This window comes from Vibrio sp. RC586, from assembly GCF_000176715.1.
In the GTDB taxonomy this organism is placed as follows: Bacteria; Pseudomonadota; Gammaproteobacteria; order Enterobacterales; family Vibrionaceae; genus Vibrio.
This window is the reverse complement of sequence record NZ_ADBD01000007.1, coordinates 451,422-469,836: the sequence shown is the minus strand read 5'-3', so window position 1 is coordinate 469,836 and position 18,415 is coordinate 451,422. Positions and strand designations below refer to the sequence as shown.

Below are 18,415 nucleotides of genomic sequence, written 5' to 3'. Positions count from 1 at the left end.
TTGCTCCCCTTAGTTATTTGTAATCTCAACAGAGATTACAGCTTGTCAGTCAGCTCAATCGCATAGCCAATGTAGCTGGCTGGTGTCATGGCTTTCAGGCGCGTTTTCTCTTCGGCTGGCAGCTCTAAACCATCGATGAATTGACGCATCGCTTCGCCATCAACACGCTTACCACGAGTCAGCTCTTTCAGCTTCTCATATGGCTTTTCAATGCCGTAGCGACGCATGACTGTTTGGATTGGTTCAGCCAGAACTTCCCAGTTGTGATCCAGTTCAGCGAGCAGTGCATCACGGTTCACTTCCAGTTTGCTGATGCCTTTGAGTGTTGAAGTGTAGGCAATGATCGCATAGCCGACACCCACACCGAGGTTACGCAGCACGGTAGAATCCGTCAGATCACGTTGCCAACGAGAGATAGGCAGCTTTTGCGCTAGGTGAGTAAACATCGCGTTCGCTAGACCCAAGTTACCTTCTGAGTTTTCAAAGTCGATTGGGTTCACTTTGTGTGGCATGGTTGAAGAGCCAATTTCACCCGCGATGGTTCTTTGTTTGAAGTGACCCAGAGCAATGTAGCCCCAAACATCACGATCAAAGTCGATCAAGATGGTGTTAAAACGTGCCACCGCTTCAAACAGCTCGGCAATGTAATCATGTGGCTCGATTTGCGTGGTGTACGGGTTCCAATCTACGCCCAGAGATTCAGTGATGAACTCTTCGCTGAATTTGTGCCAATCCACGGTTGGGTAGGCAGAAAGGTGTGCGTTGTAGTTACCCACAGCACCGTTGATCTTGGCTAGGATTTCTACGTTAGCGATCTGCTTGTACTGGCGTTCCATACGGTAGGCCACGTTGGCCATCTCTTTACCCATGGTAGATGGAGAGGCTGGTTGACCGTGCGTACGAGAAAGCAGCGGAATATCGCGGTACTCTTCGGCCAGTTTGCGAATCGCGTCAATCACGTTGCGAATTTCAGGCAGGATAACCGTGTCACGCGCTTCTTTCAGCATCAAAGCATGTGAAGTGTTGTTGATGTCTTCTGAAGTACAAGCAAAGTGGATAAACTCATTCACTGCATGCAGCTCAGGCATGGCAGCCACTTTTTCTTTCAGGAAGTATTCCACGGCTTTTACATCGTGGTTGGTAGTGCGTTCAATTTCTTTGATACGCAGCGCATCCGCTTCATTGAAGTTGGCGGCAATCGCATCAAGGAATTGATTCGCTTCGGCACTGAGTGCAGGCACTTCTGCGATCTCAGCGGTGGCGGCTAGCTTTTGTAGCCAGCGAATTTCAACGATAGTGCGGTACTTTAGGAGACCAAACTCACTGAAGATACTGCGTAACGCAATCGTTTTACTTCCGTAGCGGCCATCTACCGGTGAAACAGCAGTCAATGCTGACAGTTCCATGTTCTTCTCCTGAATATTGAGTTAAAGGTGTGAGTAATTCGAGTGGGTTGTCATCATTTAGATTCGCGCTAATAAAAGCTGCGCCTGTTCGATCATCTTTTTACGACCGAAAATCAGGTGACGACGGCGTCCACCAACCTGACGCCACAATACGGCGCAGCGGATCCCAGATAGAAGTAGGGCGCGCACTTTGTGTTGGTTAGCAGTTTGCTGTAATACGGATGGTGTGCCAGTGACTTGAATACGCGGGCCGATCGGGCTTACCACATCAAGGTAGATACTGGCGAGGTTGCTGATCATTTGATCATCGAATAAGTCAAAATGTTCAAGCTGACGCTCAATCATTTGAATGCGGTCGCCAAGTTGACTCATGGCATCGCGGCGGCCACTTAACTTACGTTCAAGCGCCATTAGGCTAATCAGATAACGAGTGATTTCGCTACCCGTCGGAGTGCTGTCAATACCTTTGACCAAGCACTCCAAACCGAGCTTGAGCTGACTTTCGTGGCCGAAAACTTCCAGTGTATTACTTGGATTAGTACACGTAATGGCTTTGAGCGAAGTTTCAAACGCATCAGAATCACAGTAACCATTTTTGGCAACTTGTTGTACAAGTGCCACAGCCTGACAAATGCCAGCGAAAGCGATGGTACGGTCGTAAATTGCGTTAGCCACGTAAATCTCCTAAAAATTGACTCTAAATGCGCTCTTCAATAATGCCGCCACCAAGGCAGATTTCACCTTGATAAAACACGGCGGATTGTCCTGGCGTTACAGCCACTTGCGGATCGTCAAACATCACTTTAATTCGATCATTACTGAGTGGAATGATGGTACAAGCGATGTCACTTTGACGATAACGAGTTTTCACGCTGCAACGTAAAGGTTCAGTGATTGGCGTGCGGTCAACCCAATGCAGTTGCGCAGCGACCAAGCCATGAGATTTGAGCAGTGGATGATCTGCGCCTTGTACAGCAATCAGCACATTGCGTTTTAAATCTTTATCCGCCACATACCATGGCTGTTCATTGCTCTCTTTCATACCACCAATGTGCAGACCTTTACGTTGTCCGAGTGTGTGGTACATCAAGCCTTGGTGCTCACCAATCACTTTCCCTTCAGGGGTTTCGATTTTACCCGGTTGGGCTGGCAAATAGCGAGATAAGAAGTCAGTAAATTTGCGCTCACCGATAAAACAGATGCCGGTAGAATCTTTCTTCTTCGCCGTGATTAAACCTTGTTCTTCCGCAATGCGGCGTACTTCTGGTTTTTCGAGATCGCCAACAGGGAATAGGCTACGCGTTACTTGTTCATGGCTCAGAGTATAAAGGAAGTAGCTCTGGTCTTTATTGTTGTCCAACCCACGCAGCATTTGTGGCTTTTCGCCATTTTGCGGGAAAGTACGACGAACATAGTGACCCATGGCGATGTAATCCGCATCCAGCACTTCATCGGCAAATTCTAAGAAGGCTTTGAATTTGATTTCTTTATTACACAGAATATCTGGGTTAGGGGTACGGCCTGCTTTATATTCGGCAAGGAAGTACTCAAATACGTTGTCCCAATATTCGGCGGCAAAGTTAATGGTATGCAGAGGAATGCCGAGTTTGTCACATACAGCCTGAGCATCGGCTAAATCTTCTGCCGCAGTACAATACTCTTCGTTATCGTCTTCTTCCCAGTTTTTCATAAACAGGCCTTCCACTTGGTAACCCTGTTGCTTGAGAAGATAGGCTGAAACAGAGGAATCAACCCCTCCAGACATGCCGACAATTACTTTCTTTTGGCTGTTTGCACTGTGCTCTACAGACATCACTTATCTACCACTTGATGAACTTGGACGGGGATTCTAACAGAAAGAATTTTTCGAGGACAGATCCGAGACACTAATCACACTTCATCTGACTTCAGTCAAATGTTGCTAAATCATTGAATCACTTGCGCTCCAAACGCTAAAGATAGGGTGTGAAATAAAATCCTCACAATGCAAACGTTTGCTATTTTTTCCTTTGTTGCTGCACTAAAAGGTGCGCGGTAGAATCGGCGCTCCTTTCATCCTTGAACCCAAGTAACCCTTATGAAATTTCCTGGCCAACGCAAATCTAAGCATTATTTTCCGGTTCACGCGCGTGATCCTCTCGTGATTCAAGCGCAAGAAAATAAGAAGATGTCGCGCACTCATATTATCGGTATTGATCAAACGTTGGTGGATATTGAGGCCAAGGTGGATTCAGATTTGATCGAGCGTTACGGTCTGAGTAAGGGACACTCATTAGTGATCGATGATCAAGCGGCTGAAGCTTTATATAACGAATTAAAAGATCAGCGTTTAATTACTAATGAATACGCAGGTGGGACGATAGGGAATACGCTGCACAATTATTCAGTATTAGCCGATGACCGCTCAACGCTACTGGGTGTAATGAGCCAAGATATTAAGATTGGTAGCTATGGCTATCGTTATCTGTGCAACACTTCTAGCCGTATGGATCTCAATTATTTACAAGGTGTAGAAGGTGCAATCGGCCGTTGCTTCGCTCTGATTACTGAAGATGGTGAACGCACTTTCGCAATCAGCGAAGGGCAAATGAACCAATTACAACCAGACAGTATTCCAGAAAAAATATTTGCTAGTGCTTCAGCATTAGTTATTACGGCTTATTTAGTTCGTTGTAAAGAAGGCGACCCTATGCCGGAAGCAACGATGCGCGCAATTGAATATGCAAAAAAATATGATGTTCCAGTGGTATTAACTCTAGGAACAAAATTTGTTATTCAGGATGATCCTAAATTCTGGCAAGACTTTTTACGTGATCATGTCACTGTGGTAGCAATGAATGAAGATGAAGCATTAGCGTTAACCGGAGAAAGCGATCCGTTGGCGGCGTCTGATAAAGCGTTAGATTGGGTTGATTTAGTACTGTGTACAGCAGGTCCTGTGGGATTATTTATGGCAGGATATACCGAAGATTCGGCTAAGCGTGAAACGTCATTACCTTTATTACCGGGATCGGTCCCAGAATTTAACCGCTATGAATTTAGTCGTCCAGCACGTAAAGACAGTTGTATAAACCCGATTCGTGTTTATTCACATATTTCACCTTATATGGGCGGTCCGGAGAAGATAAAAAATACCAATGGTGCGGGGGATGCAGCATTATCCGCCTTGTTGCATGACATGGCTGCAAATAAATACCACAAAGAAAATGTACCTAATTCAAGCAAACACCAGCATGAATTTTTAACTTATTCATCCTTTTCTCAAGTTTGTAAATACTCAAATCGTGCGAGCTACGAGGTACTAGCCCAACATTCTCCACGTCTTTCTCGGGGCCTACCTGAGCGTGAAGATAGCCTTGAAGAGGCATATTGGGAAAGATAAAAAAGGCTCCTTCGGGAGCCTTTATCATTTGGGTCTGCTATTAGAATTACAGAGAGAATTCTTCCAGAGATTTGCCTTCGTCCAGCGCCTTTTGGATCACTGAAGGAGTGCGACCTTGGCCTGTCCAAGTTTTTTCTTCACCATTGGTGTCGATGTACTTGTATTTTGCAGGGCGAGGAGCACGTTTGCTTTTTGCTTTAGTTTTGGTTTCGCCAGAAAGCGCAGAAATAAGCGCTTCTAGATCAATACCATCTTTAGCAATTTGCTCAGCAATCGCTGCCAATTTTGCTTCTTGTTCTGCACGAGCAGCAATCTCTTCTGCTTCTGCGTCTTTGCGCTCTTCAACAACGATAGTTAATTTATCTAGAGCTTCTTCAAGTTGTTCAATAGTCAGTTCACGTGCATACGCGCGTAGGCTACGAATATTTAATAAAGTCTTAGTGATTTCCGACATTACCATTTCCTGTTCACAATTTGGATAACGAGTTAATATTAAACCTAGCTTATTATACTGACAAGTTTTCGCTGTAAATATTAAGTCAAAATAACAAGAAAGTAAAAATTAATTATTAGGGATTATTTCCTCACCTTAAGAAAACTTCATATAAAAGTAACCGCAGGTGACTTATAACATGGATAAATTATTTTAGTTCTATATATCAAGGTTAGAGGTTTTTTTATGAATGAAGTTTCTATGAAATGATCGAATTGTGAGCTATGCCACTTGTTTTTCCACTTACCTCCTAGTTGCATTGATATTTTTGTTAAGTAAAATGTGTCGTACCTAATGCGAAAAGCGGGCTGAACTTGATCCAAATGAGTTGGAATAGTCAGCCACGAGGTTTTCGCCGTAGAGGAGCGGTTACGAAGAGTATCCACAATTAGGGTGATGCCTATGAGTTGTGGAGAAAGGCGTTGTCGCCGAAGTCAGTTTGCCGATCAAAGCAACTGGCTGGGGTTACATCAAATAGGTGTAACACTGCCATAGTCTATATTGTTGTTAAACTATGGAGCGCTACTGTAGGGTTGGGTGAAGTGTTCGCTTCCCTTTCGCTTAGTTCAACATAAATTAAGTTGACATGAAGTTGCTTAATTTGTCTGCAGTAGATCTCTAACCATTTTTACTGGTTTTGGAAGATCATGAATTTAATCGATTTTGCCTCTTCGCCACTCTCTGTTGTACCACCACTGGTTGCATTGAGTTTGGCAATTGTTACTCGCCGTGTATTACTTTCTCTCGGTGTGGGTATTTTCTTAGGTGCATTACTACTGGCTGACTATTCTGTTGGTCAATCTGCACAATATATTGCTACTCAAGTTGGCAGTGTATTTGTGAAAGAGGGTGCCATTAATGCGTGGAACATGAGTATTGTTGGCTTTTTGCTATTGTTAGGCATGATGACCGCATTGCTGACTCTTTCAGGTGGGACTCGCGCTTTTGCGCTCTGGGCTCAAGAGAGAGTGAAAAGTAAACGAGGCTCAAAATTACTAGCAGCATTCTTAGGCGTATTCATTTTTGTTGACGACTATTTTAACAGCCTAGCTGTTGGTTCTATCGCTCGCCCTGTAACGGACCGCTTTTACGTTTCTCGCGCTAAGTTAGCCTATATTCTTGATTCTACAGCGGCACCAATGTGTGTGGTGATGCCGGCTTCAAGTTGGGGGGCTTATATCATGACCATTATCGGCGGTATTTTGGTTTCGCACGGCATTGAAGATTACTCTGCGTTAGGCGCTTATCTTCGCCTAGTACCGATGAACTTCTATGCGATCTTTGCGTTGTTAATGGTGTTTGCGGTGGTGTGGTTCCAAATGGATATCGGCCAGATGCGCAAACATGAAATAGCCGCTTCTCAAGGTCGTGGTTTTGAAGAAGACCCTAGCACCGATGCGAAAGAAGCGCATGAGCTAAATGAAGAGCTCGATATTCACGAAAGTGAAGGTGGCACGGTTTTAGATTTGGTTCTACCTATCGTATTCCTTGTTGTTGCGACGATTAGCGCAATGATTTGGACTGGCGCGAGCGCATTAGCAGAAAGCGGTCAATCCTTTAATATTTTTGGGGCGTTTGAAAATACCAATGTCGGTACTTCATTGGTTTATGGCGGATTAGTTGGTCTGGCGATGGCCTTTGTCACCGTACTTCGTCAAAAATTGCCAACCGTTGAAATCGCAAAAACCTTGTGGACTGGTGCTAAATCGATGTTTGGTGCGATTCTGATCCTGATTTTTGCGTGGACCATAGGTTCTGTCATCGGTGACATGAAGACCGGTGCTTATCTCTCTTCTCTCGTACAAGGAAATATTGACCCACATTGGCTTCCGGTCATTCTGTTCATCTTGTCAGGTGCAATGGCTTTCTCCACTGGAACGTCATGGGGCACTTTTGGCATCATGCTGCCGATTGCGGGTGACATGGCGGGAGCCACCGATATTGCGTTGATGCTGCCAATGCTTGGTGCAGTGCTTGCTGGTTCAGTATTTGGTGACCACTGCTCGCCGATTTCCGATACCACCATCCTGTCATCGACCGGAGCGCGTTGTCATCATATTGATCACGTCTCCACTCAACTGCCTTATGCGTTAGCGGTTGCTCTGGTTTCCGCATTGGGGTACGTGGTGCTTGGTATGTTTAGCTCCCTATGGCTCGCATTAGGTGCCGCCTCCGTTGCTTTTGTGATGGTGTGCGTTCTCTTTGCTTTGCTCTCCAAGGCGAAAGTCAGTAAGCAAGTTTCTGCTTAATGAGATCAAGTATATGGAAAGGAGGCCATAGAGCCTCCTTTCTTATGTTCCAAAAGTCGTCATAAAAAAATAACCAGAAAAGTGTCAATTTGTGGTTGAAAAAAAAACTCAGCTTGGTTAGTGTGAAGGCAGTTCTTAAGCAGACAGAAACCACTAAGTATGCGTAATTTCGTAATGAACATTCATCACCATCATCATCCCTAAGGTGTCTTTCGGGAGATGTACGCATACCCGGGGGACAGGAATCTCCCGGAGTTGAAATCAGAGCCATAAAAAGATTCTAACCCTCGGGAGACCCAACCTCCCGAGGGTTTTTCGTTTTAAGCTTTGGAAAAATTATTAAATTCAACAAATTGCAAAGGAAGAATGACATGCAAACACAACGACTAAGAATCGCGATACAGAAAAAAGGCCGCCTGAGCCAAGAGTGTCAAGAACTGCTGAAAAAATGCGGTGTTAAATTCAACATCATGGGTGAGCGCTTGGTGGTTCATTCACTGAATATGCCGATTGACCTGTTGTTGGTGCGTGACGATGATATTCCAGGACTGATCATGGATGGGGTGGTGGATTTGGGTTTTGTTGGTGAAAACGTGCTTGAAGAAACACGCTTAGATCGCCTAGCACTCAATCAACGTAACGAATTTATCACTCTACGCCGTATGGATTTTGGTGGTTGCCGTTTGTCGATCGCGATTGAAAAAGATGCGGAGTATCGTGGATCGCAAGATCTGAATGGTAAGCGTATTGCCACCACTTACCCACAACTGCTCAAAGCTTATATGGATCGTCAAGGTGTGGATTTCAGCACTTGTATGCTAACGGGTTCAGTTGAAGTTGCACCGCGCGCAGGATTAGCGGATGCGATTGCGGATCTGGTCTCCACTGGCGCGACCTTGGAAGCCAACGGTCTTAAAGAAGTGGAAGTGATTTTTGAATCAAAAGCGACGCTTATTCAGCGCCCTGGCCCTTTTGCTGCCGATAAAGCCGCACTGATCGATAAACTCCTCACTCGTATGCACGGCGTACAACAAGCCAAAGAGTCGAAATACATCATGCTGCACGCTCCGGTTGAGAAGTTGGCGCAAATCAAAACCTTACTGCCCGGAGCGGAAGACCCAACAGTGCTCCCCTTGTCTGCAGACAAATCCAAAGTTGCAGTGCACATGGTGAGCTCAGAAAATCTTTTTTGGGAAACCATGGAACAGCTGAAAGCCCTCGGTGCCAGCTCAATTCTGGTGTTACCGATTGAAAAAATGATGGAGTAAGGCGATGAGAACCGTTGTTTGGCAATCGTTGAGTGAAGCTCAGCAAGAATCGATTTTAGAACGTCCTGCGATTACGGAAGGAGCAAACATCACCGCTGCAGTTGCGCTGGTGATTGCGAAAGTGCGCAGTGAGGGTGATGCAGCCCTGTTTGAATTAACCGAAAAATTTGATCGTGTAAAACCGGCTTCACTGCGTGTTTCTAGTGAAGAAATGGATGCCGCTGCCGCGCGTTTGTCGGAAACGATGAAACAGGCACTAGAGCAGGCATACAACAACATCAGCAAATTCCACAAGGCGCAGAAAGCTCAGCCAATCAAAGTGGAAACCATGCCCGGAGTGGTGTGTGAACAAGTGACTCGTCCGATCAATAAAGTGGGTCTGTATATTCCGGGTGGTAGCGCGCCGCTACCATCAACCGTGCTAATGCTTGGTGTGCCTGCACAAATTGCAGGCTGCCGTAAAGTGGTGCTTTGCTCACCACCGCCCATCGCTGATGAAATTCTCTACGTCGCTAAGCTGTGTAACATCGATGAGGTGTACAACTTAGGGGGCGGCCAAGCGATCGCCGCTATGGCTTACGGTACTGAAACGGTCACTAAAGTCGACAAAATTTTTGGCCCCGGTAACGCCTATGTGACGGAAGCAAAACGCCAAGTGAGTAACGATTTCCGCGGCGCTGCGATTGATATGCCTGCAGGACCTTCAGAAGTATTGGTGATTGCTGATGAAACGGCGGATGCCGATTTTATTGCCGCCGATCTACTCAGTCAGGCAGAGCACGGCCCAGATTCACAGGTGGTTCTGGTCACACCATCACCAGTGTTGGCCGATCAAGTGACTGATGCGGTACAACAGCAGCTTAAAGTCCTTTCGCGCGCCAGCATTGCTGAAAAAGCCTTGGCTTCCAGTCTGATCATTATTGCTGAATCGCTCACTCAAGCGGTGTCAATTTCTAACTACTACGGACCTGAGCACTTGATTGTGCAGACGCGCAACCCGCGTGAGTTGGTTCCACTGCTCGATAACGCAGGCTCCATTTTCCTTGGCGATTGGTCACCCGAATCGGTAGGCGATTACGCTTCTGGTACCAACCATGTGCTGCCAACTTACGGTTTCACCCGCACCTATTCCAGCTTAGGTTTGGCCGATTTCAGTAAACGCATGACAGTGCAAGAACTGACCGCTGATGGTTTGCAATTGCTCGCGCCCACCGTAGTCACGATGGCAGAAGCGGAAGGGTTAGACGCGCATAAACGTGCGGTTACGATTCGAGTAGAAAAATTACAGAAGGCTCAATAAATTATGGAAAAACTGGCTCGTCAACAAATTCAGGCGTTAACCCCATACCTTTCTGCGCGTCGTATTGGTGGTAGTGGTGATGTTTGGCTCAATGCCAACGAATCGCCTTTCAATAACGAATACAAAACCGATTTTGCGCGCCTTAATCGTTACAGTGATTGCCAACCTAAGGCGATGATCCAAGCTTACGCTAATTACGCTGGAGTACAGCCGGAGCAAGTGCTGACTTCGCGCGGCGCGGATGAAGGGATTGAGCTTTTGATCCGTGCGTTTTGCGAACCCAATCAGGACGCGATTCTGTTCTGCCCTCCAACCTATGGTATGTATGCGATCAGTGCAGAAACTTTTGGTGTTGAGCGTAAAAAAGTGCCGTTGACTGCCGATTGGCAACTCGATTTACCGAGCATTGAAGCCAATCTGGATCGCGTTAAATTGGTATTTGTGTGTAGCCCGAATAACCCGACTGGGAACTTGGTGAAACGTGCCGACATCATCAAACTGCTGGAGATGACCAAAGATCGCGCGATTGTGGTGATGGATGAAGCCTACATCGATTTCTGCCCAGAGGCATCGACGGTCGATTTGCTCGCCCAATATCCGAACTTGGCGATTCTACGCACGCTCTCTAAAGCCTTTGCTTTGGCGGGACTACGCTGTGGCTTCACGCTTGCCAATGCTGAACTCATCAATGTGCTACTCAAAGTTATTGCGCCTTATCCGGTGCCGGTTCCTGTCGCCGAAATCGCGGTGCAAGCCTTATCTGAAGCGGGTCTAGCTCGCGCGAAATACCAAGTGCTGGATCTCGGCGCGAATCGAGCTTACCTACAAGTGGGGCTTTCAATGGTTCCGGGTGTGCAGGTCTTTGAAGGATGGGGTAACTACTTGTTGGTGAAATTCCCTGATGGCAATGCGCTATTTAAAGCGGCGTGGGAGCACGGCATTATTCTGCGTAACTCACCGATTGAAAATTGTGTGCGTATTAGTGTTGGCAATCGCGAAGAGTGTGAAAAAACCGTCGCGTTCATCCGTAACTACTACCAGTAATTTTGTTTACAGCAGCTCGCAGCACGGGCTGCTGATGAAAAGGACATTCTTGTGAGCAAACAACAAAAAATTCTTTTTATCGACCGCGACGGCACCTTAATTGTTGAGCCGCCAGTGGATTTTCAAGTCGACCGTTTGGACAAACTCAAACTTGAGCCTTATGTGATCCCAAGCCTGCTCAAGCTACAAGATGCGGGCTATCGCTTAGTGATGGTGACCAATCAGGATGGTTTAGGTACTTCAAGCTACCCGCAAGCGGATTTCGATGCGCCGCATAACATGATGATGGACATTTTTGAATCGCAAGGCGTGAAGTTTGATGATGTGCTGATTTGTCCGCACTTTGAGCGTGATAACTGTTCGTGCCGCAAACCGAAACTTGGCTTGGTCAAAGAGTATCTGCAAGGTGGCAAAGTCGATTTCAAATCGTCAGCCGTGATTGGCGATCGCATGACCGATCTGCAACTGGCGGAAAATATGGCGATTCGCGGTATTCAATACCACCCACAAACCATGGGTTGGCTGGATATCGTGAAAGATCTCACCACTAAGCCGCGTGTTGCCCAAGTGGTGCGCAAAACCAAAGAGACCGATATTCAGGTTGCGGTCAATCTTGACCAAACTGGCGGCAACCAAATTGAAACCGGATTGGGCTTTTTTGATCACATGCTAGATCAAATCGCCACTCACGGCGGTTTCCAACTGCAACTGAAAGTGGTGGGCGATCTGCACATTGATGATCACCACACGGTGGAAGATACCGCCTTGGCACTGGGTCAAGCACTGCGTGAAGCACTGGGTGACAAGCGTGGTATTGGACGCTTTGGTTTCACATTGCCGATGGATGAGTGTTTGGCACAGTGCGCGTTGGATCTCTCGGGCCGCCCGTATCTGAAATTTGATGCGAGCTTTAGCCGCCCGCAAGTGGGCGATCTCTCGACTGAGATGGTATATCACTTCTTTCGCTCATTGACCGATACTTTGGCGTGTACTCTGCACCTCTCTTCCAGTGGCGATAACGATCACCACATCATTGAGAGCCTGTTTAAAGCGTTTGGCCGCACGCTGCGTCAAGCCATCACGGTGCAAGGTAACGATCTGCCGAGCAGTAAAGGGGTACTCTGATGACTCAGAATGTGGTGATTATTGATACTGGCTGCGCCAATATCTCCTCGGTCAAATTTGCCATTGAGCGATTAGGTTATGCGGTGACGATTTCGCGCGATCCTCAAGTGGTACTCGCCGCTGACAAACTTTTTCTGCCCGGTGTCGGTACCGCGAGCGAAGCGATGAAAAACCTCACCGAACGTGATTTGATCGAGCTGGTGAAGCGGGTTGAAAAGCCATTGCTTGGCATCTGTCTTGGCATGCAACTGCTTGGCAAATTGTCCGAAGAAAAAGGTCAGAAAGCCGATGAGATTGTACAATGCTTAGGGCTGGTCGATGGCGAAGTCCGTTTGCTGCAAACCGGCGATCTGCCGTTGCCACACATGGGCTGGAACACGGTGCAAGTGAAAGAGGGGCATCCACTGTTTAAGGGCATTGAATCTGATGCCTACTTCTACTTCGTGCACAGCTTTGCTATGCCCGTTGGCGATTACACCATAGCCCAGTGCGAGTATGGCCAGCCGTTTAGCGCAGCGATTCAAGCGGGGAACTATTACGGGGTGCAATTTCACCCTGAGCGCTCTTCAAAAGCGGGCGCACGCTTGATTCAAAACTTTCTTGAGCTTTAGGGACAAGTGCTGGTGAAGGCTGGCGCAATACAAGGAACCACAATGATTATTCCCGCATTAGATTTGATTGAAGGTCAGGTTGTGCGTCTGTATCAAGGTGATTACGGACAAGTGACCGAATATAAAGTAGACCCAGCGGAGCAGTTTAATTTGTACCACCAAGCGGGTGCCGGTTGGTTGCATTTGGTGGATTTAACTGGCGCGAAAAATACCGCAGCACGCCAACTGGATTTGATTGCCCGCCTGCTCGCGAGCACACCCGCCAATATTCAAATTGGTGGTGGAGTACGCAGCGAACAAGACGTGGTGGATCTGCTTGAAGCTGGCGCACAGCGCGTGGTGGTTGGCTCTACGGCGGTTAAACAGCCGCAACTGGTCAAAAGCTGGATGGAAAAATACGGCGCTGAGAAAATTGTTTTAGCGTTGGACATCAACATTGATGAGCAGGGTACGCGCAAAGTGGCGATTTCCGGCTGGCAGGAAGATTCCGGTGTGACGATCGAAGCTTTGATTGATGACTACTTAACGGTTGGCTTAAAGCACGTACTGTGTACCGATATTTCCCGAGATGGCACGCTAGCTGGCTCAAATGTTGAGCTGTATCGCGATCTCTGTCGTCAATATCCGCAAGTGCAGTTTCAATCGTCCGGTGGCATTGGTTCACTCGCCGATATCGAGGCACTGAAAGGCACAGGTGTAGCGGGGGTGATTGTCGGCCGCGCCTTGCTGGATGGAAAATTTACTGCGCAGGAGGCATTCGCATGTTGGCAAAACGGATAATTCCTTGTCTGGATGTACGTGATGGGCAGGTAGTGAAAGGTGTTCAGTTTCGTAACCACGAAATTATTGGTGACATTGTGCCACTGGCCAAACGTTACGCCGAAGAAGGTGCGGATGAGCTGGTGTTTTACGATATTACCGCTTCCAGTGATGGCCGCGTGGTCGATAAAAGCTGGGTCGCGCGAGTCGCGGAAGTGATCGACATTCCTTTCTGTGTCGCAGGTGGGATCAAGTCGGCGCAAGATGCTGCGCGAATCCTGGAATTTGGTGCAGATAAAGTCTCGATTAACTCGCCTGCTCTGGCGAATCCACAACTCATCACCGATCTTGCGGATCGCTTTGGCGTGCAATGCATCGTGGTTGGTATCGACTCTTATTTTGATAAAGAGACGGGTCAATATCAGGTTTATCAGTTTACCGGTGACGAAAGCCGCACCCGAGCGACGCAGTGGCAAACTTGCGATTGGGTGCAAGAGGTTCAAAAGCGCGGCGCTGGGGAAATCGTATTGAACATGATGAACCAAGATGGTGTGCGCAATGGTTACGATCTTGATCAACTCAATTTGGTGCGATCGGTGTGCCGAGTTCCGCTGATCGCCTCCGGTGGCGCAGGAGCGATGGAACATTTCGCGCAAGCCTTTACTCAAGCGAACGTCGATGGCGCTTTAGCCGCTTCGGTTTTTCACAAGCAGATCATCAATATCGGTGAACTCAAGCAGTATCTAAAACAACAAGGAATTGAGGTGAGACGATGAATCCAGCAAGCCCATTTGCCACGCTAACCGACCGTATTGATTGGCAGAAAGTCGATGGACTCGTGCCCGCGATTGTGCAGGATTTTCAGTCCAGCCAAGTCTTAATGATGGGGTATATGAACCCTGAGGCGTTGCAAAAAACCCTCGATACTCAACAAGTGACCTTTTTCTCGCGCAGCAAACAGCGTTTGTGGACCAAAGGGGAAACCTCAGGCCATGTGTTGCAACTGAAAAACATCGCGCTGGATTGCGACCAAGATACGCTACTGGTGAAAGTGAACCCGATTGGCCCTACCTGCCATACAGGCACCGTGACCTGTTGGGATGGTGATGCACAAGAAGAGTCGCAAATGGTTTGGCTTCATCAGCTTGAACAATTGTTGGCTGAACGAAAAGATGCCGATCCCAGTTCTTCTTACACGGCCTCTTTGTATGCGCGTGGCACCAAACGTATTGCGCAGAAAGTGGGTGAAGAAGGGGTTGAAGTCGCGCTGGCGGCGACGGCAGGGGATAAGGAGGAGCTGATTTGCGAATCCGCCGACTTGATGTATCACTTGCTAGTACTGCTGCAAGAGCAAGGCTTAGCCATGAATGATGTGATCAATAAGCTTAAAGAACGCCATAAGTAATTGGTAGAAGAGTTTATCCAATCCAACAATAACGCCCCATTATTGGGGCGTTGTATTTTTAGATGGCAAAGTATTAAAGAGTCATTTCACGCCACTCGCCGGGCTGCAAATCACCCAAGTTCCAATCGCCCATGGAATGACGAATCAAACGTAGAGTCGGGAAACCGATGTGTGCAGTCATGCGTCGTACTTGGCGATTGCGTCCTTCCATCAAGGTAATGGCTAACCATGTGGTAGGAATCGCAGCGCGAAAACGCACTGGGGGATTGCGTGGCCATAGCTCTGGCTCGGACATGATTTTTACTTTCGCCGGTAAAGTCGGACCATCTTTTAAGGTCACTCCGTGGCGCAATGCCTCGAGGTCGCTCTCTTGTGGTACTCCTTCGACTTGTACCCAGTATGTTTTTGGCGCTTTGGATTGCGGCTGAGTTAATCTGGCCTGCAAAATCCCATCATTGGTTAAAATGAGCAGTCCTTCGCTATCGCGATCCAAACGTCCTGCCGCGTAAACATCCTTAATTGGGATGTAATCGGCCAAGGTTTTTCTTCCGTCCCCATCGGTAAATTGGCTTAAAGTGTCATAAGGTTTATTAAACAAGACCACTTTACGCTCACTGGGCGAAATCGCTCGTTTGGGTGAGGTGATGTCGTTAGACGTAGCTCTTTTCTTGGCTGAGAAGCTTTTTTTACCCGATGTGGTATGGGGGCGAGTGGTGTTTTTTGTCGTCCTCTGTTTAAAATGCGACTTTCGTTGAGCAGGGGAAGAAGAGGAAGTGTCGCTGGGTGAGCGAGATGACATGTTAAGCACCTTGCAAAAATGTAAATAAACTGTGTTTGAAAGTTTTCCACAGGGGCGATATCGGCTATCATTTGCGCGCCCTGGAAAAGGTTTAGCGAACAAGATAATAGACTATTGTCTTCAATTTGTTTAATTATAAATACCTTCACTCAAGGACGAGCTCGAAGGCGGCTCAACGTCATTCGAACACAGGATTTGCAAGAGTGAGAAGATCGTACTCAGGTTGAGGGGATGTCGCCGACTTGAGAACGGACAGTCACACAGTGTCATTGCATCCAATGGTGCTGTTAGAACAGATAGGGAAAGTTCATGCCTACCAATAAACCTACAATTATTTATACCATTACTGACGAAGCCCCGGCTCTAGCCACGTATTCATTACTGCCAATTATTCAATCGTTTACTGCCTCATCAGGCATTGATATCGATACACGCGATATTTCATTAGCTGGTCGTATTCTGGCTAACTTCCCTGAGCATTTGACCGAAGAACAACGTATCGGTGATGCGTTAACCGAACTGGGTGAACTGGCGCAAACGCCAGAAGCCAACATCATCAAACTGCCCAATATTTCAGCTTCTATTCCACAGCTCAAAGCGGCAATTAAAGAACTGCAAGACAAAGGCTACGCACTGCCAAATTACCCAGAAGAGCCAAGCAGCTACGAAGAAGAAGCGATCAAAGCGACTTATGACAAGATCAAGGGCAGCGCGGTAAACCCAGTTTTACGTGAAGGTAACTCAGATCGTCGTGCACCCGCATCGGTGAAAAACTACGCCAAGAAGAACCCGCACTCAATGGGGGCTTGGAGTAAGGATTCTAAATCTCATGTTGCGAGCATGAGCGATAAAGATTTCTTTGGTAGTGAAAAGTCAGTCACGGTCAGTGGCGCAACCAAAGTTGCGATTGAGTTCGTGGGTAAAGATGGTGCGGTGAAGGTCCTGAAAAAGCCATTTGCGCTACAAGATAAAGAGATCATCGATACCAGCGTGATGAGCAAGAAAGCGCTAATTTCTTTCTTTGAAAAAGAAATCGCGGATGCGAAAGCGCAAGACGTGCTGTTCTCACTGCACATGAAAGCAACCATGATGAAAGTCTCGGATCCAGTGATCTTCGGTCATGCGGTGAAGGTGTACTACAAAGCGGTTTTTGATAAGTATGGCCAAGTGTTCGATCAACTGGGTGTGGACGTCAATAACGGCTTAGGTGATGTTTACGCGAAAATCCAATCGCTGCCAGAAGCGCAACGTACAGAAATTGAGGCGGCGATTCAAGCAGTGTACGCCACTCAACCTGCTCTAGCTATGGTTGACTCAGATCGCGGCATTACCAACCTGCATGTACCAAGCGATGTGATTGTCGATGCGTCAATGCCAGCGATGATCCGCACTTCTGGCCAAATGTGGGGTCCAGATGGTAAGCAGAAAGATACCAAAGCGACGATTCCAGATCGCTGCTACGCGGGTGTTTACCAAACCGTTATCGATTTCTGTAAACAAAACGGCGCATTTGATCCAACCACAATGGGCAGTGTGCCAAACGTTGGCTTGATGGCGCAAAAAGCAGAAGAATACGGTTCACACGATAAGACTTTTATTCTTGATGCTGAAGGTGTTGTGCGTGTGATTGACGAAGCGGGCAAAGTGCTGCTGGAGCAAACTGTCGAAGCTGGCGACATCTTCCGTATGTGTCAGGTAAAAGATGCCCCTATCCAAGACTGGGTGAAACTGGCGGTAACTCGTGCTCGTGCTTCAGGTACACCAGCAGTATTCTGGCTTGATCCAGAGCGTGCACATGACGCGGAACTGATCAAGAAAGTGAATCAGTATCTACCAAATCACGATACATCAGGCTTGGAAATCAAGATTCTGTCACCGGTTGAAGCAACGCAATACTCACTTGTGCGTATGAAGGCAGGACAAGATACCATTTCCGTAACGGGCAACGTGCTGCGTGATTACTTGACTGACTTATTCCCAATCCTTGAGTTGGGTACTTCAGCTAAAATGCTTTCCATCGTTCCACTGATGAATGGCGGTGGCTTGTTTGAAACGGGCGCGGGCGGTTCTGCACCGAAACACGTTCAGCAAGTACAAAAAGAGAACCACTTGCGTTGGGATTCACTGGGTGAGTTTTTGGCGTTGGCCGCTTCTCTGGAACATCTGAGTGTGGTTACTGGCAATCGCAAAGCGCAAGTGTTGGCAGATGCCCTAGACAAAGCAACGGGTAAGTTCCTCGATATGAACAAATCGCCTTCACGCCGTGTGGGTGAAATCGACAACCGTGGTAGCCATTTCTATCTTGCGACTTACTGGGCACAAGCGCTGGCTGAACAAACGGCGGATGCTGATCTGGCGGCTGAATTTGCTCCAATTGCAAAACAGTTGGCAGAAAAAGAAGCACAGATTGTCGCTGAGCTTAATGGTGCACAAGGTAAGCCCGCTGATTTAGGTGGTTATTATGCGCCTGAATTTGCTAAAGCATCTCAGCTAATGCGTCCTAGCGCGACATTTAACGCTGTGATTGACCGTTAATTTGTACATACGCTAGCCTAAAACAAAACCCGCCAATTC

16 protein-coding genes, 1 riboswitch and 1 other annotated feature are annotated in these 18,415 nt (G+C 47.4%); of the genes, 11 read left to right on the top strand and 5 right to left on the bottom strand.

The features are described from left to right. Positions 1-35: 35 nt before the first annotated feature. From purB to mnmA, 3 genes are read right to left on the bottom strand one after another with little or no spacing between them, the layout of a single operon-like run. Positions 36-1,406: an adenylosuccinate lyase gene (gene purB / locus VOA_RS12035; RefSeq protein WP_000423493.1), complete on the bottom strand. Its 1,371-nt coding sequence runs from the start codon at positions 1,404-1,406 to the stop codon at positions 36-38. A 57-nt stretch (positions 1,407-1,463) separates the two neighbouring features. After that, positions 1,464-2,081, bottom strand: a complete 618-nt coding sequence (gene hflD, locus VOA_RS12040; RefSeq protein WP_001262243.1) for a high frequency lysogenization protein HflD — start codon at positions 2,079-2,081, stop codon at positions 1,464-1,466. A gap of 22 nt (positions 2,082-2,103) precedes the next feature. Further along, positions 2,104-3,219 carry a tRNA 2-thiouridine(34) synthase MnmA gene (gene mnmA, locus VOA_RS12045; RefSeq protein ID WP_000110000.1) on the bottom strand — a complete coding sequence of 372 codons (1,116 nt, stop codon included), beginning with the start codon at positions 3,217-3,219 and terminating at the stop codon, positions 2,104-2,106. Between the two features lie 264 nt (positions 3,220-3,483). Between mnmA and VOA_RS12050 the strand changes: the two genes are divergently transcribed. Further along, positions 3,484-4,788, top strand: a complete 1,305-nt coding sequence (locus VOA_RS12050; RefSeq protein ID WP_000671612.1) for an inosine/guanosine kinase — start codon at positions 3,484-3,486, stop codon at positions 4,786-4,788. Between the two features lie 46 nt (positions 4,789-4,834). Here VOA_RS12050 and VOA_RS12055 read toward each other — a convergent pair whose 3' ends face one another. Then, positions 4,835-5,242, bottom strand: coding sequence for an H-NS family histone-like protein (locus VOA_RS12055; RefSeq protein WP_001290197.1), 408 nt, complete (start codon positions 5,240-5,242; stop codon positions 4,835-4,837). 389 nt (positions 5,243-5,631) lie between these two features. Further along, a riboswitch (Lysine riboswitch) is annotated at positions 5,632-5,814 on the top strand. A gap of 114 nt (positions 5,815-5,928) precedes the next feature. On the opposite strand from VOA_RS12055, the gene VOA_RS12060 reads away from it, so the two are divergent. From VOA_RS12060 to hisIE, 9 genes are all read left to right on the top strand, one after another. Next, positions 5,929-7,530 (top strand): Na+/H+ antiporter NhaC family protein, encoded by a 1,602-nt coding sequence (locus tag VOA_RS12060; protein WP_001048839.1) that lies wholly within the window; start codon positions 5,929-5,931, stop codon positions 7,528-7,530. Positions 7,531-7,712: 182 nt separating this feature from the next. Then, positions 7,713-7,846 (top strand) — a sequence feature (His leader region). Between the two features lie 55 nt (positions 7,847-7,901). After that, a complete protein-coding gene (gene hisG / locus VOA_RS12065; RefSeq protein ID WP_001194703.1) occupies positions 7,902-8,798 on the top strand; it encodes an ATP phosphoribosyltransferase in 897 nt (298 codons plus the stop codon). 4 nt (positions 8,799-8,802) lie between these two features. Beyond that, on the top strand, positions 8,803-10,098 hold the full coding sequence (gene hisD, locus VOA_RS12070) for a histidinol dehydrogenase (RefSeq protein WP_001261302.1): 1,296 nt from the start codon (positions 8,803-8,805) through the stop codon (positions 10,096-10,098). A 3-nt stretch (positions 10,099-10,101) separates the two neighbouring features. Then, positions 10,102-11,142 (top strand): histidinol-phosphate transaminase, encoded by a 1,041-nt coding sequence (gene hisC, locus VOA_RS12075; protein ID WP_000412882.1) that lies wholly within the window; start codon positions 10,102-10,104, stop codon positions 11,140-11,142. Between the two features lie 51 nt (positions 11,143-11,193). Then, complete coding sequence (hisB, locus tag VOA_RS12080) at positions 11,194-12,267, top strand: bifunctional histidinol-phosphatase/imidazoleglycerol-phosphate dehydratase HisB (RefSeq protein WP_000043555.1); 1,074 nt, start codon at positions 11,194-11,196, stop codon at positions 12,265-12,267. Continuing rightward, positions 12,267-12,878 (top strand): imidazole glycerol phosphate synthase subunit HisH, encoded by a 612-nt coding sequence (gene hisH, locus VOA_RS12085; protein WP_000193248.1) that lies wholly within the window; start codon positions 12,267-12,269, stop codon positions 12,876-12,878. The genes hisB and hisH overlap by 1 nt, the downstream gene beginning before the upstream one ends. A 42-nt stretch (positions 12,879-12,920) precedes the next feature. After that, positions 12,921-13,658: a 1-(5-phosphoribosyl)-5-[(5-phosphoribosylamino)methylideneamino]imidazole-4-carboxamide isomerase gene (gene hisA / locus VOA_RS12090; RefSeq protein ID WP_000586508.1), complete on the top strand. Its 738-nt coding sequence runs from the start codon at positions 12,921-12,923 to the stop codon at positions 13,656-13,658. Beyond that, complete coding sequence (gene hisF, locus VOA_RS12095) at positions 13,640-14,413, top strand: imidazole glycerol phosphate synthase subunit HisF (protein ID WP_000880142.1); 774 nt, start codon at positions 13,640-13,642, stop codon at positions 14,411-14,413. Before hisA ends, hisF begins: the two co-directional genes overlap by 19 nt. Then, positions 14,410-15,042: a bifunctional phosphoribosyl-AMP cyclohydrolase/phosphoribosyl-ATP diphosphatase HisIE gene (gene hisIE, locus VOA_RS12100; protein WP_001067501.1), complete on the top strand. Its 633-nt coding sequence runs from the start codon at positions 14,410-14,412 to the stop codon at positions 15,040-15,042. The genes hisF and hisIE overlap by 4 nt, the downstream gene beginning before the upstream one ends. A gap of 73 nt (positions 15,043-15,115) precedes the next feature. Here hisIE and rluE read toward each other — a convergent pair whose 3' ends face one another. Then, a complete protein-coding gene (rluE, locus tag VOA_RS12105) occupies positions 15,116-15,841 on the bottom strand; it encodes a 23S rRNA pseudouridine(2457) synthase RluE (RefSeq protein WP_009355833.1) in 726 nt (241 codons plus the stop codon). Positions 15,842-16,150: 309 nt separating this feature from the next. Here rluE and VOA_RS12110 point away from each other — a divergent pair, with 309 nt between their 5' ends. Further along, complete coding sequence (locus VOA_RS12110) at positions 16,151-18,376, top strand: NADP-dependent isocitrate dehydrogenase (RefSeq protein WP_001142844.1); 2,226 nt, start codon at positions 16,151-16,153, stop codon at positions 18,374-18,376. Positions 18,377-18,415: the final 39 nt, after the last annotated feature.